The organism is Pseudomonas sp. Seg1 (assembly GCF_018326005.1).
In the GTDB taxonomy this organism is placed as follows: Bacteria; Pseudomonadota; Gammaproteobacteria; order Pseudomonadales; family Pseudomonadaceae; genus Aquipseudomonas.
Window position 1 is genome coordinate 999,721 of sequence record NZ_AP021903.1, and the last position, 14,103, is coordinate 1,013,823.

General features: G+C 59.7%; 12 protein-coding genes. 3 read left to right on the forward strand and 9 right to left on the reverse strand.

What is annotated here, in order from left to right:
* Positions 1 to 7: 7 nt before the first annotated feature.
* The 5 genes from KI231_RS04245 to KI231_RS04265 form a co-directional block, all read right to left on the reverse strand.
* Positions 8 to 1,171, reverse strand: a complete 1,164-nt coding sequence (locus tag KI231_RS04245) for a type III PLP-dependent enzyme (RefSeq protein ID WP_007915304.1) — start codon at positions 1,169 to 1,171, stop codon at positions 8 to 10.
* A 647-nt stretch (positions 1,172 to 1,818) separates the two neighbouring features.
* Positions 1,819 to 2,976, reverse strand: coding sequence for an osmoprotectant ABC transporter ATP-binding protein OsmV (locus KI231_RS04250; RefSeq protein ID WP_064585939.1), 1,158 nt, complete (start codon positions 2,974 to 2,976; stop codon positions 1,819 to 1,821).
* Positions 2,973 to 3,626 carry an ABC transporter permease gene (locus tag KI231_RS04255; RefSeq protein WP_103303159.1) on the reverse strand — a complete coding sequence of 218 codons (654 nt, stop codon included), beginning with the start codon at positions 3,624 to 3,626 and terminating at the stop codon, positions 2,973 to 2,975. The genes KI231_RS04250 and KI231_RS04255 overlap by 4 nt, the downstream gene beginning before the upstream one ends.
* A gap of 13 nt (positions 3,627 to 3,639) precedes the next feature.
* The gene (locus tag KI231_RS04260; RefSeq protein ID WP_213027540.1) at positions 3,640 to 4,533 is read right to left on the reverse strand and encodes a glycine betaine ABC transporter substrate-binding protein; all 894 of its coding nucleotides are present in this window, start codon (positions 4,531 to 4,533) and stop codon (positions 3,640 to 3,642) included.
* A 21-nt stretch (positions 4,534 to 4,554) separates the two neighbouring features.
* The gene (locus tag KI231_RS04265) at positions 4,555 to 5,244 is read right to left on the reverse strand and encodes an ABC transporter permease (protein ID WP_213028740.1); all 690 of its coding nucleotides are present in this window, start codon (positions 5,242 to 5,244) and stop codon (positions 4,555 to 4,557) included.
* 358 nt (positions 5,245 to 5,602) lie between these two features.
* On the opposite strand from KI231_RS04265, the gene KI231_RS04270 reads away from it, so the two are divergent.
* The 3 genes from KI231_RS04270 to KI231_RS04280 all read left to right on the forward strand — a co-directional run bounded on the left by KI231_RS04270 (position 5,603) and on the right by KI231_RS04280 (position 9,961).
* A complete protein-coding gene (locus KI231_RS04270) occupies positions 5,603 to 7,186 on the forward strand; it encodes a peptide chain release factor 3 (RefSeq protein WP_201235434.1) in 1,584 nt (527 codons plus the stop codon).
* 1,143 nt (positions 7,187 to 8,329) lie between these two features.
* The gene (locus KI231_RS04275; protein ID WP_213027541.1) at positions 8,330 to 9,538 is read left to right on the forward strand and encodes an MFS transporter; all 1,209 of its coding nucleotides are present in this window, start codon (positions 8,330 to 8,332) and stop codon (positions 9,536 to 9,538) included.
* A gap of 159 nt (positions 9,539 to 9,697) precedes the next feature.
* Positions 9,698 to 9,961, forward strand: a complete 264-nt coding sequence (locus KI231_RS04280; protein ID WP_103303155.1) for a hypothetical protein — start codon at positions 9,698 to 9,700, stop codon at positions 9,959 to 9,961.
* A 211-nt stretch (positions 9,962 to 10,172) separates the two neighbouring features.
* On the opposite strand, the gene KI231_RS04285 is transcribed toward KI231_RS04280, so the two are convergent.
* The 4 genes from KI231_RS04285 to KI231_RS04300 are packed head-to-tail and all read right to left on the reverse strand — an operon-like array spanning position 10,173 to position 14,080.
* Positions 10,173 to 11,153, reverse strand: a complete 981-nt coding sequence (locus KI231_RS04285) for a peptide ABC transporter ATP-binding protein (protein ID WP_103303154.1) — start codon at positions 11,151 to 11,153, stop codon at positions 10,173 to 10,175.
* Positions 11,153 to 12,121 (reverse strand): ABC transporter ATP-binding protein, encoded by a 969-nt coding sequence (locus KI231_RS04290; RefSeq protein ID WP_103303153.1) that lies wholly within the window; start codon positions 12,119 to 12,121, stop codon positions 11,153 to 11,155. Before KI231_RS04290 ends, KI231_RS04285 begins: the two co-directional genes overlap by 1 nt.
* 10 nt (positions 12,122 to 12,131) lie before the next feature.
* Positions 12,132 to 13,058 carry an ABC transporter permease subunit gene (locus tag KI231_RS04295; RefSeq protein WP_103303152.1) on the reverse strand — a complete coding sequence of 309 codons (927 nt, stop codon included), beginning with the start codon at positions 13,056 to 13,058 and terminating at the stop codon, positions 12,132 to 12,134.
* An 11-nt stretch (positions 13,059 to 13,069) separates the two neighbouring features.
* Positions 13,070 to 14,080, reverse strand: a complete 1,011-nt coding sequence (locus KI231_RS04300; protein WP_103303151.1) for an ABC transporter permease subunit — start codon at positions 14,078 to 14,080, stop codon at positions 13,070 to 13,072.
* Between the last annotated feature and the right edge of the window lie 23 nt (positions 14,081 to 14,103).

Consider the following 14,103-nt stretch of genomic DNA (forward strand, 5'->3'; position numbering starts at 1 on the left):
CGACGCTTTACACGTAGAACGATTTCAGCGGCGGGAAGCCATTGAACTCAACGGCGCTATAGCTGGTGGTGTACGCACCGGTCGACAACCAGTACAGACGATCACCAATTGCCAGGTTCAGCGGCAGGCCGTACTTGTAGTTCTCGTACATGATGTCGGCGCTGTCGCAGGTCGGGCCGGCGATCACGACTTCTTCCATCTCGCCTTTCTTCTCGGTCCAGATCGGAAACTTGATCGCTTCGTCCATGGTTTCGATCAGGCCGGAGAACTTGCCCACATCGGTGTACACCCAACGCTCGACGGCGGTGCGGGATTTACGTGCAACCAGCACCACTTCGCTGACCAGAATGCCGGCGTTGGCGATCAACGAACGACCCGGCTCCAGAATGATTTCCGGCAGGTCATCACCGAAATCTTCTTTGAGGAAGCGGATGATCTCTTCGGCGTAGGTTTCCAGGCTGTTGGTGCGGGTGATGTAGTTGGCCGGGAAGCCGCCGCCCATGTTGATCAGCTTCAGGTGAATGCCGTCTTCTTCTTTCAAACGCTCGAAGATCACTTTGACCTTGGCGATCGCCGCGTCCCAGACGCTGATATCGCGCTGTTGCGAGCCGACGTGGAACGAGATGCCGTAAGGCACCAGGCCGAGGTCGCGGGCGAGAATCAGCAGGTCCATGGCCATGTCGGTCTGGCAGCCGAATTTGCGCGACAGTGGCCAGTCAGCCGTGGTCGAGCCTTCGGTGAGGATGCGCACATAGACTTTCGAACCCGGTGCCGCCTTGGCGATGTTGCGCAGGTCGGCTTCGGAGTCGGTGGAGAACAGACGCACGCCCTTCTCGTAGAAGTAACGGATGTCCTTGGATTTCTTGATGGTGTTGCCGTAGCTGATGCGGTCCGGGCTGACGCCGCGATCCATCACCTTGTCCAGCTCGTAGATCGAGGCGATGTCGAAGCTCGAGCCTTTCTCTTTGAGCAGGTCGATGATCTCGACGGCCGGGTTGGCCTTGACCGCGTAGTAGACCTTGGCGAATTCGAAACCGGCGCGCAGGTCATCGTAGGCCTGGGCGATCATCGCGGTGTCGATCACCACGAACGGGGTTTCCTGTTTGTCGGCGAACGCCTTCATTTTGTCGAATGTAGCGCGCGCGAAATAGTCTTCGACCTGGATCGACATACTTGGGAACTCCTACTGGCAAACGTTAATAATCAATGGGTGCAAATGAACGCCCTCCGTATCCCCACTTTGGTTCGCCTACTTCCCAAGGCATGTCGCCGAAAGCAAAAAGGCCATGGGCTATCTGCCCTTGGCCTTGCTGTCTCGTCGTCAGTACTTGAGCCGGATGGATCGTTTCCAGCATGGACGTTCGGCGCGAACTTTAGGGCGTGAGGGGCCTGAGATCAACTAAAAATGTCGCGTTTTTGCACGCTTCTGACGTGCGTCGCGTTCATCACTCTTTGTAGCCGACCGAGATGACGGGCAGATGTTCCCCGGGAATTTTCGAGTGTTAAACATACCTGCACGTTCGCTGCTTTTGTCGGCTAAGTCGTGGGTAAGTGTGATAGGCGCAACATCGGCGACGTTGCCCGCGAGAGGTGGGTGTGTGGGGGATTTTGCCTATTGAATAAGGTAGCCGAGACGGGCTGCCTGGTTATCAGGTGTTGAGATTCTTTTCCGCCTTGTGAATGACTTGGTAACACCCCCGATCCTGTAGGAATGAGCCTGCTCGCGATGACTTTTTTTCAGCCGACATCTTCATTGACTGATATTGCGCTATCGCGAGCAGGCTCACTCCTACAGGGTTTTGTGTTTTTACCGATTAATCAGGCGACGACTGCCTCTGCCGGCGAGACGATGCTGGTCTTCATCCCACGCGAACGCCCCGAGCTCAGATAAGCCGCAATCGACTCCTGCGTCACCTCGCCAAGGAACACTCGTTCGGCATCCATGACCGGCAGCCACGAACGGTTGAACTCGTACATGCGCGACAACAGGATGCGCAAATGCTCGTCATACGCCGCCGTGGCGTTGAACTCACGCAGGTACTGCGCGCAGGTGCCGGTCTGGCGGTGCAGGTCGCGACGACGCACGTAACCCAGCGCCTTGTTCTCGGCACAGGTGACCACCACGTAACGACGGTCATGCTCGTCCATCAACTCCAGCGCATCGGCCACCGGGGTTTCCGGGCTCACCGACGGCGCGTTATCCGCCGCGTCTTCAGCCTTGACCAACAGCAAGCGTTTCAACGTGCTGTCCTGGCCGACGAAGTTGCTGACAAAGTCGTCCGCCGGATGCGCGAGCAGGGTGTCCGGGTGATCGATCTGCAACAGTTTGCCGGCACGGAAGATTGCGATCTTGTCGCCGAGTTTGATCGCCTCGTCGATGTCGTGGCTGACCATGATCACGGTCTTGTTCAGCGCCCGTTGCATCTCGAAGAACTCGTTCTGGATCATCTCGCGGTTGATCGGGTCGACCGCGCCGAATGGTTCGTCCATCAGCAACAGCGGGGCATCCGCCGCCAGTGCGCGGATTACGCCGATGCGCTGTTGCTGGCCGCCGGACAATTCACGCGGATAGCGATGCAGATACTGCTTGGGCTCCAGCTTGATCATGCTCATCAGTTCGCGGGCGCGGTCGTGGCATTTCTGTTTGTCCCAGCCGAGCAGTTTTGGCACGACGACGATGTTCTCTTCGATGGTCATGTTCGGGAACAGGCCGATCTGCTGGATCACGTAGCCGATGTTGCGACGCAGGGTCACTTCGTCGAGGTCGGTGGTGTCTTCGCCGTTGATCAGGATCTTGCCCGAGGTCGGTTTGATCAGGCGGTTGATCATCTTCAGCGTGGTGCTTTTGCCGCAACCCGATGGCCCGAGGAACACACAGATTTCGCCTTCATTGACGGTCAGGCTCACCGAGTCCACGGCTTTGACATCTTTGCCGTTGCTTTGGAAGGTCTTGCTGAGGTTTTGAAGTTCGATCATTTGAGGAGTCCTTTTGGAGTCAGCGTGCGTTGCAGCCACTGCAGGAGGAGGTCGGCGAAGATCGCCAGAAGACTGACCAGCAGCGCGCCGACGATGAGCATCGACATGTCACTGCGGCTGATGGAAGCGAGGATCAACACACCGAGGCCGCCGGCGCCGATGGTCGCGGCGATGGTCATCACGCCGATGTTCATCACCACCGCGGTGCGCACACCAGCGAGGATCACCGGCACGGCAATCGGCAACTCGACCATGCGCAGGCGCTGGCCGAAGGTCATGCCGATGCCGCGTGCGGCTTCACGGATACCCGGTTCCACGCCAGTGAGGGCGAGGTAGGTATTGCGCATGATCGGCAGCAGTGAATAAAGGAATACAGCAGTAATTGCCGGCATCGGGCCGAGGCCCTGGCCGAACTTGGAGTAGAACGGCAACAGCAAACCAAACAGGGCAATCGACGGCACGGTCAGCAGCACCGTGGCGCTGGCCTGCAACGGGCCGGCGAGGCTCGGGAAACGCGTCATCAAAATGCCCAGCGGTACGCCGACGACGATGGCCAGGGTCACGGCGATGCCGACCAGCGTGATGTGCTGCCAGGTCAGGTGCATCACCTGCTGCCAGTCGAGATGGGAAAAGGCGTTCAGGAATTCCATGACTTCTCCTCTCTTAATTCAGCGGATGTTGGCGCAGGAAATCGGCGGCAACTTTCGACGGGCTTTCGTGATCGACATCGACCCGCGCGTTGAGCTGGCGCATGGTTTCGTCGTCGAACAGTTCGGCCAGCGGCTTGAGTTGCTCGGCCAGTTTCGGGTGCGCATCGAGGTAGGCCTGACGCACCACCGGCGCGGCGGTGTAGTCGGGGAAGTAATGTTTGTCGTCTTCCAGCAACTTGAGGCCGAAGGCGTTCAAGCGCCCGTCGGTGGTGTAGACCAGACCGGCGAACACCTGACCGTTGCGCAACGCCGTATAAACCAGGCCCGCGTCCATCTGGCGGATGTTCTTGCGAGTCAGGTTCATGTCATAGAGCTTGACCATGCCGTCGAGACCGTCGGAGCGGTTGGCGAACTCGGTGTCCAGCGCCACCAAGTGATTGGTCTTGGCTTCAGCCTGCAACACTTCGTTCAACTGGCTGATGTTGTTGATCTGCGGATAGGCCTCGGCCACATTTTTCGGCAGGGCGAGGGCGTAGGTGTTGCTGAATTTCGACGGCGTCAGCCAGATCAGGCCTTTTTTCGCGTCGAGTTCCTTCACCCGGGCGTAGGACTGTGCGCTGTCGAGTTTCTCGGTGACATGGTTGTAGGCCACCAGCGACACGCCGGTGTATTCCCAGAGCATGTCCAGTTGTCCGCTTTCGTGGGCGCTACGGGCGAGGTTGCTGCCCAGACCACCAGTGATCTGCGCGTCGTAACCTTTGCTGCGCAAGTATTGGGCGGTGATTTCCGCGAGCAGGGTTTGCTCGGTGAAGACCCGGGCGCCGAGACGGATCACGGGTTTTTCAGCGGCTTGCGCCAATCCTGCGAACAGCAGGACGCAACTTAAGATCAAGCTAAGTCGTTTCATATTCATTCCTTCGCAAAAGCCTTAAGACGGGCGCAAACCGCGTTCCAGCCAGAGACGGCTGGCGAGGGTGACGACGCCATCGAGCAGCAAGGCCAGCAGCGCGGTGCACGCGGCGCCGAGCAGCAGTTGCGGCTGATTGTTCAGGGCGATGCCGGGGAAGATCAGGCTGCCGAGGCTGTTGGCACCGATCAGGAACGCCAGCGGCGCGGTGCCGACGTTGATCGCCAGCGCGACACGCACGCCACCGACAATGATCGGCACGGCGTTGGGCAGCTCGACTTGCCACAGGACCTGACGCGGGGTCATGCCGATGCCGACGGCGGCTTCTTTCAGCGAACCCTGGACGTTTTTCAGGCCTTCGTAGGTGTTGCGCACAATCGGCAGCAACGAGGCGAGGAATAAAGCGAAGATCGCCGGACCACTGCCGATGCCGAGAATCCCCAGGGCAATCGCCAGTACGGCCAACGGTGGCACGGTGTTGCCGATATTGAAGATCTGCATGAAGCGTTCAGCGCGGCCGACCATGGTCGGGCGACTGAGAAAGATACCGGCGGGGATGCCCACGATCAGGGCGGCCAGCATTGAAGCGAGGACGAGAATCAGATGAGCTTGCAGGTAAAACAACAAATCGTCGCGGTAGTGTTCGATCGTGTTGATGCCGATCCAGTGGACCAGCAGGGCCAGGAGCGCGATCACCACCGCACCTCCCATCAGCCCTTTGCCATAGCGGATAGCCACAGGCGGACTCCTTTTTTATAGTCGGCGAACGCCGTCCCGAGTGGCATGCCATGCCTGGCTGCCGGGAAATAAACGTTCGCGAGAAGCAGCTCCCTCAGCACCGGCAAAAAGCGGTCTGAAAGCGAGCCATGAGCGCAGCCTCGTCAGGCTAACTTGCTGATTTTTCAGCCCCTGACGAAAATTCGTAACAGGGGATGGACGTCTCCGTGCTTTAAAAGGTTCCCACCTGCGGCAGCATTTGGCCACCCTTAATGTGCTCAACGGTTCGGTTATTGCATCGAGTTGGGCTATAATCGCGGCCCTTTTTTGAATCACCGCCAGGCGATTTCCCATGACCAACCAGGCCGCCGAAGTCGCGAAACGCCGCACTTTCGCCATTATTTCCCACCCCGATGCCGGTAAAACCACGATCACCGAAAAGCTCCTGTTGATGGGCAAGGCGATTGCAGTGGCCGGTACGGTGAAATCCCGAAAATCCGACCGCCATGCGACATCCGACTGGATGGAGATGGAGAAACAGCGGGGTATTTCCATTACCACGTCGGTCATGCAGTTCCCGTATCGCGACCACATGGTCAACCTGCTCGACACCCCGGGCCACGAAGACTTTTCCGAAGATACCTACCGCACCCTGACGGCGGTGGACTCGGCATTGATGGTTCTCGACGGCGGTAAGGGCGTTGAGCCACGGACCATCGCGCTGATGGACGTCTGCCGTCTGCGTGACACGCCGATTGTCAGCTTCATCAACAAACTCGACCGTGACATCCGCGACCCGATCGAACTGCTCGACGAAATCGAAGCCGTTCTGAAGATCAAGGCAGCGCCGATCACCTGGCCGATCGGTTGCTACCGCGACTTCAAAGGCGTGTACCACCTGGCCGACGACTACATCATTGTCTACACCGCCGGTCACGGTCACGAACGCACCGAAACCAAGATCATCGAGAAACTTGACTCCGACGAGGCGCGCGCGCACCTGGGTGACGAGTACGAGCGTTTCATCGAACAGCTGGAACTGGTGCAGGGCGCCTGCCACGAGTTCAACCAGCAGGAGTTCCTCGACGGTCAACTGACCCCGGTGTTCTTCGGTACTGCATTGGGCAACTTCGGTGTCGACCACGTGCTTGATGCTGTGGTGGATTGGGCGCCGCGTCCACTGGCCCGTGTCGCCAACGAGCGCACCGTGGAGCCGGTGGAGGAGAAGTTCTCGGGCTTCATCTTCAAGATCCAGGCGAACATGGACCCGAAACACCGTGACCGTATCGCCTTCATGCGTATCTGCTCCGGCAAGTACGAGAAAGGCATGAAGATGCGCCACGTGCGTACCGGCAAGGACGTGCGCATCGGCGACGCCCTGACGTTCTTCTCTTCCGAGCGTGAGCAGCTGGAAGAGGCGTATGCCGGCGACATCATCGGTCTGCACAACCACGGCACCATCCAGATCGGTGACACCTTCAGCGAAGGCGAAACTTTGGGCTTTACCGGTATCCCGCACTTCGCCCCGGAGCTGTTCCGTCGTGTGCGTCTGCGTGATCCGCTGAAGTCCAAGCAGTTGCGTCAGGGCTTGCAGCAATTGGCCGAGGAGGGCGCCACTCAGGTGTTTTTCCCGGAGCGTAGCAACGACATCATTCTTGGTGCTGTGGGTGTGCTGCAGTTCGATGTGGTCGCCAGCCGTTTGAAAGAGGAATACAAGGTTGAGTGCTCTTATGAGCCGATCACTGTGTACTCGGCGCGCTGGATTGAGTGCGACGACAAGAAGAAGCTTGAGGAGTTTTCCAATAAGGCTGTGGAGAACCTGGCATTGGATGGCGGTGGGCATCTGACCTACCTTGCGCCGACGCGGGTTAATCTGGCGTTGATGGAGGAGCGTTGGCCGGATGTGAAGTTCCGTGCTACGCGTGAGCATCATTAAGCGCTGAGCTGAGTTGTTCGAAAGCCCCCTAGGTGTATGCCTTGGGGGCTTTTTTTGGTTTGGTTTTGGGTGTATATCCGTTTTTTTGGTGATGGCGGCTTAAGGTTTCGCCCTTACGGCGACTCACTTTTTTTACAAACGCCTAAAAAAAGTAAGCAAAAAAACGCTTGCTCCAACGTTCGGCCCACTCGCTGGGGCTCGGGGTTCCTTCGCTCCGGGATCGATCCGGGCGCATCGCCTCCGGTTTGCTTCGCTGCACCTCCTCTCGATGTGTTTGGCTGCGCCAAACGGTCGCTGCGCTCCCATGCCCGGATCAATCCCTCCGCTCAGCCTGCCGACGTCGCCCGTGGATCAAGATCAAGAGCTGCAGCCGAGCTAACGCTCATCCTTTGAGTGGGGCTGCATGCGCCGCGTGCTTTACATAGATCAAAACTGTGGGTGCTGGCTTGCCTGCGAAGGCGGCCTGCCAGCCGACCCATTTTTCGCAGGCTGCATGCGATTCAATTGTAGGAGCGAGCCTGCTCGCGAAGGCGGCCTGCCAGCCGCGCCATGTCTCGCAGGCTGCACGCAATCCATGCGGGAGCCTGGCTTGCCAGCGATGGCGGCCTGCCAGCCGACCCATTTGTCGCAGGCTGCATGCGATTCAATTGTAGGAGCGAGCCTGCTCGCGAAGGCGGCCTACCAGCCGCGCCATGTCTTGCAGGCTGCATGCAATCCCTGTGGGAGCCGGGCTTGCCAGCGATGGCGGCCTGCCAGCCGACCCATTTGTCGCAGGCTGCATGCGATTCAAATGTAGGAGCGAGCCTGCTCGCGAAGGCGGCCTACCAGCCGCGCCATGTCTTGCAGGCTGCATGCAATCCCTGTGGGAGCCTGGCTTGCCAGCGATGGCGGCCTGCCAGCCGACCCATTTCTCTCAGGCTGCATGCGATTCAATTGTAGGAGCGAGCCTGCTCGCGAAGGCGGCCTGGCAGTGAGCAATTTTTGATGGCGTGCACTCGATCCAGTTGAGTTGTCGAAGGCTGTTCCACAGAAGTCTGTAGGGTGTCTCCGTTTTTTGTGGTCTCGATGTACTTAAGCGCGACAACTGGCGAGCTGGCCGTTAGTGTCTCAGGTCCACGCAAGTCGTTTTGAGAGGTCAATGGAATGACGAGTCGACTGACTCATCTGCTGCGGATCAACGGCTATTTCGGTGTCATGGCCTGGGTGCTCGCCGCGCTGCTGTTCATTAATCGGCTGAGCAGCATGGTCAAGCTGTTCATGGCGCTGTACCTGCGTCAGGAACTGGGGCTGGCGATTGAAACGGTTGGCTGGCTGTTGTCCGGTTACGGCGCGGGGCTGTTGGTCGGTTCGATGGTCGGTGGTTTGCTGAGTGACCGTTTTTCCACGGCGCGGCTGACGGCGGTTCTGTTTTTCCTGTCGGCGTGGACGCTGCTGTTGTTGGGGCTGGTCACGGAGGTAGCGTGGCTCGGTGCATTGCTGCTGTTCAGCGGTGTGCTCGACGGGGCGATTCGAACGCTGCATCAGCGTTTGATCATGGAGTATTGCGAGGTCGCGCAACGTGCCCGCGCGCAAGCGCTGAGCCGGGTTGCGCGAAACCTTGGCATGGCCGCCGCCGGCGTCGCTGGCGGGGTGCTGGCGCAGGTCGATTTTCGTTGGGTGTTCTTTGCCAGTGCGGCGCTGACGGTGCTGGCCTTGTTTTGGTTTGTCCGCACGACCTGGCGGCGACCGGTGCTGAGCGTTGAGGTAAAAGCCGAAACCGCTTCAGGTTTGCCTTACCGCGACAAACCCTTCCTCTGGCTATTGGCGGCGACGGTTGTGCTCGGCATGGCGTTCGACACGGTCTACAGCACGCTCGGCAACTATCTGCGGGATTACTATCGGCTGAGCACCGAGGCCATTGGTTGGCAGTTCGGCATCAACGCGCTGCTGGTGGTGACGCTGCAGATTCCGCTGGCCCATTGGGGCGAGCGCTGGAGTGCGCGGGCGCAACTGGTAGCTGGCGCCGTGTTGCTGGCCTGCGGGTTGGGCATGTTGCCGTTGGGTAGCGGGTTGTTTTATGTCTGCCTGTCGACGGTGATCTGGACATTGGGCGAGGCGTTGTTCATGCCGCCATTGAATGTACTGGTCATGCAGTACGCGCAGGGTGGCAAGAGCGGCCAGTACTTTGGCCTGTTCTTCATGAGTTGGAGCGCGAGCGCGCTGTTGTCGCCGGTGCTCAGTGGTCAGTTATACGCCCACGCTGGCGGGCACAGCGTTTGGCTGGCCAGTGCGTTGCTGGCGCTGATGAGCATTCCGCTGACTTGTCTGGCCACGCGCCCAGCCCTTGGAAGTGTGCTGCCGCGTACTGTTTAGTTGATCCGGTTATGGCGGTTATTCGAAACAGGTCTGTCAGGCAACGGCATTTCTGCGGGTTCATTAGCGTCCTATCTGGTGAAGCCGGCTGATCGGAACTAGATTTCATTCAGCGCCGGATCGGCATTGCTGTTTCACCTGCACAGGATGGAATCGGTCATGAAAAACAGGTTGCTACGCGTTTTACTGCTGTTGAAAGTGATGGTCATGCTGTCCCTCGGCACCGCGACGGCCTGGGCCGAGTGCGAGGATCACGATTCTCAGGCCTTCAGTGGGCAGGTCGGGCATAGCGGGTTGATGCTGGCCAAGTCCGAATCCGAACCGGGCGATCAGGGGCAGGGCGGCGCCGCCGATGACGATGACTCGACCACTGACGAGCCGGACACTGATGATCCGGATGACGAAGGCGACAGCCAGACGTAGATTTCGGGCAAAAGAAAACCCCTTCTGCCTCGACTGATGCGCAATCGGAGGAGAAGGGGTTTGGTTAACTTCTGACTCATGAACGAAGAGGTCAATGTGGGAGCGTTCTTGCCTGCGATTGCGGTGTGCCAGACGACAAATCAGTTGACTGGCACTACGTCATCGCGGGCAAGCCCGCTCCCACAGTTTTTTGCATGTCCTCCCGTTCTTGTTACGCCGCGCCGTCGAGGAATTGCTCGGCGTAGTGGCACGCCACCTGCCGATTGTCGAGCGCACGCAAGGCCGGCTCTTCAGTGCTGCAACGTTCGGTCGCATACGGGCAGCGCTTGTGGAAAGCGCAGCCTGGTGGCGGGTTCAGCGGGTTGGGCAGTTCGCCGACGATCTTGATTTTCGGCTTGTTCGGGTCCGGGTGAATGGTCGGGGTCGCCGACAGCAACGCCTGGGTGTACGGGTGCAGCGGACGTTCGTAGATGGCGTTTTTCGGGCCCATTTCCACCGGGCGGCCGAGGTACATCACCATCACGTCATCGGCCACGTGTTGCACCACCGCCAGGTTGTGCGAGATGAACACGTAGGCGGTGTTGAACTCCTGCTGCAGATCCATGAACAGGTTCAGCACCTGCGCCTGAATCGACACATCCAGCGCCGAAGTCGGTTCGTCTGCCACCAGCACTTTCGGTTGCAGCATCATCGCCCGGGCCAGGGCGATGCGCTGGCGCTGACCGCCGGAGAACATGTGCGGATAACGCTGGTAGTGCTCGGGACGCAAGCCGACCTGCTTCATCATCGCCTGGACTTTCTCGCGACGTTCGGCGGCACTCAGGTTGGTGTTGATCAACAGTGGCTCGGCCAGTTGATCGCCGACTTTCTGCCGTGGGTTCAATGACGCGTACGGGCTCTGAAACACCATCTGCACGTCTTTGCGCAGCTGTTTGCGCTGGGCCTTGTCGGCACCGGCGACTTCCTGGCCGGCGATTTTCAAGGAGCCGGACGACGGCTCTTCAATCAGGGTCAGGGCGCGGGCGAGGGTGGATTTGCCGCAGCCCGACTCGCCGACCACCGCGAGAGTCTTGCCGGCTTCCAGTTCGAACGACACGCCGTTGAGTGCGCGCACGGTCGCGTGGCCCTTGAACAGGCCACGGGAGACTTCGTAGTGACGGGTCAGGTCGCGGGCGGTAAGTACGACGGCCATTACGCCACCTCCTGGTTCAGCGGGTAGAAGCAGCGGGCAAGGCTGTTGGCTTTCGGATCAAGGGTCGGACGCTGCGCACGGCAGCTGTCCTGCACGTACGGGCAGCGTGGCGACAGCAGGCAACCCTGCGGGCGGTCATAACGGCCCGGGACGATGCCCGGCAGTGTCGCCAGACGTTCGGCACCCTGGCTGTGTTCCGGAATCGCCTTGAGCAGCGCTTCGCTGTACGGGTGCGCCGGGATGTCGAACAGTTGTGGCACCTGACCGACTTCAACGGCTTGACCGGCGTACATCACGCACACGCGCTGGGCGGTTTCAGCCACGACCGCGAGGTCGTGGGTGATCAGCACCAGGCCCATGTTCTGTTCTTTCTGCAACGCCAGCAGCAGGTCCATGATCTGTGCCTGAATCGTTACGTCCAAAGCAGTGGTCGGCTCATCGGCAATCAGCAGTTTCGGCTCGCCGGCAATTGCCATGGCGATGGCGACGCGCTGGCTCATACCGCCGGAGAGTTGGTGCGGGTAGGCGTCCATACGGCTGGCGGCGCCCGGGATTTCGACTTTTTCCAGCAGTTCGATGGCACGCTTGCGCGCTTGTTTGCTGGACATTTTCAGGTGCAGGCGCAGCACTTCTTCGATCTGGAAACCGACGGTGTAGCTCGGGTTGAGCGCGGTCATCGGGTCCTGGAACACCATCGACAAGTCTTTGCCGACGATTTGTCGACGCTGACGGTTGCTCAGCTTGAGCATGTCTTTGCCGTCAAAGCTCAGCGAGTCGGCGGTCACAATGCCGGGATGCTCGATCAGGCCCATCAGCGCCATCATGGTCACGGATTTGCCCGAGCCCGATTCGCCGACGATCGCCAGCACTTCGCCTTTGTCGACTTTCAGATCGAGGCCATCGACAACCGGCGTAGCAGTCTTGTCGCCGAAGCGAACGTTGAGATTCTTGATTTCTAGCAGTGACATGGGAATCTCCTCAGGCGGCATTCTTGAGTTTCGGGTCCAGCGCATCGCGCAGACCGTCGCCCATCAGGTTGATTGCCAGCACGCTGAGCAAAATGGTCAAACCAGGCAGGCTCACTACCCACCAGGCGCGTTCGATGTAGTCGCGAGCCGAAGCCAGCATGGTGCCCCACTCAGGGGTTGGCGGTTGTACGCCAAGGCCAAGGAAGCCCAGTGCGGCGGCATCGAGAATCGCCGAAGAGAAGCTCAGGGTTGCCTGAACGATCAGCGGCGCCATGCAGTTCGGCAGCACGGTGATGAACATCAGACGTGGCAGACCGGCACCGGCCAGGCGCGCGGCGGTCACGTAGTCGCGGTTCAGTTCGCCCATCACGGCGGCTCGGGTCAGACGCACGTAGGACGGCAAGGAAACCACAGCAATTGCGATCACGGTGTTGATCAGGCCAGGGCCGAGGATGGCGACGATCGCCACAGCCAGCAGCAACGACGGCAGGGCCAGCATGATGTCCATCAGACGCATGATGGTCGGGCCAAGCACTTTCGGGAAAAAGCCTGCGAACAGACCGAGCAGAATCCCCGGAATCAACGACATGACGACCGACGACAGGCCGATCAACAGCGACAGGCGCGAACCCTGGATCAGACGCGACAGCAGATCGCGACCCAGTTCATCGGTGCCGAGCAGGAACTGCATCTGTCCGCCTTCGAGCCACGCCGGTGGCGTCAGCAGGAAGTCGCGGTATTGCTCGCTCGGGTTATGCGGCGCGACCCACGGCGCGAAGATCGCGCAGAAAATCACCAGCAACATGAACAACAGGCCGGCAACGGCGCCCTTGTTCTTCGAGAAGGCTTGCCAGAATTCTTTATACGGTGACGGGTACAGCAGGCTTTGATCCACGGCGGACGTGGCGGTGGCTACTGAGGATGTTGGAGTGCTCATGGGTATTGACCTCAGCGCTGATGACGGATGCGTGGGTTGGCAAAGCCGTAGAGGATGTCCACTACGAAGTTGACCAGAATCACCAGGCAGGCGATTAACAGGATGCCGTTCTGCACAACCGGGTAGTCCCGGGCGCCGATGGCTTCGATCAGCCATTTACCGATGCCGGGCCAGGAGAAAATGGTTTCGGTCAGCACCGCACCGGCCAGCAGGGTGCCGACTTGCAGGCCGACCACGGTCAGTACCGGAATCAGTGCGTTACGCAGACCGTGGACGAACACCACGCGCGACGGCGACAGGCCTTTGGCCTTGGCTGTGCGGATGTAGTCTTCGCGCAGCACTTCGAGCATCGACGAACGGGTCATCCGCGCGATCACCGCCAGCGGAATGGTACCCAGCACGATGGCCGGCAGGATCAGGTGATGCAGCGCATCAAGGAAAGCGCCCATGTCATCGGCCAGCAGCGTATCGATGAGCATGAAACCGGTGCGTGGCTCGATGTCGTAGAGCAGGTCGATCCGCCCGGAAACCGGGGTCCAGCCCAGGCTCACCGAGAAGAACATGATCAGGATCAGGCCCCACCAGAAGATCGGCATCGAATACCCCGCCAGGGAGATGCCCATCACCCCGTGGTCGAACAGGGATCCTCGCTTGAGTGCCGCAATCACCCCGGCCAGAAGGCCCAGAATGCCGGCGAACAGCAGGGCGGCCATGGACAGTTCCAGGGTCGCCGGGAAGAGGGAGGAGAACTCGGTCCATACGCTCTCGCGCGTGCGCAGGGATTCGCCGAGGTCGCCGTGGGCCAGTTTGCCGATGTAGTCCAGATACTGGGCATACAACGGTTTGTTCAGACCGAGGCGTTCCATTGCCTGAGCGTGCATTTCGGGGTCGACCCGACGTTCGCCCATCATCACTTCCACGGGGTCGCCGGGAATCATGCGAATCAACGCGAAAGTCAGCAAGGTGATGCCGAAAAACGTGGGGATCAACAACCCCAGTCGGCGGGCAATAAAACTAAACATCTTGTGTGGTACCTCATCAGCCG